The following is a 239-nucleotide window of genomic DNA, read 5'->3' on the forward strand; positions in this document are numbered from 1 at the left end:
ACCGGAGGGGCGCCGGGGGCGGGAATCGCGCACTCCATATTTTGTTCACAAATTAATTAGCTGGCTCCGAGTTGCTCAGAGTCACACATTTGGTCATAAACCATGGACAGACCGTATGACCTCGGGAATCTTGCTGTCCACTGTAGACATAGCATCTTTATACCCTCGTCGGTCTCTGCTAGTTAGCCCGTCATAAATAGAAGGACAACGTTAACAAACCTATAAAACACCAGCGGGGG

It is taken from the genome of Collinsella sp. TF07-1 (assembly GCF_003437235.1).
Classification (GTDB): domain Bacteria; phylum Actinomycetota; class Coriobacteriia; order Coriobacteriales; family Coriobacteriaceae; genus Collinsella.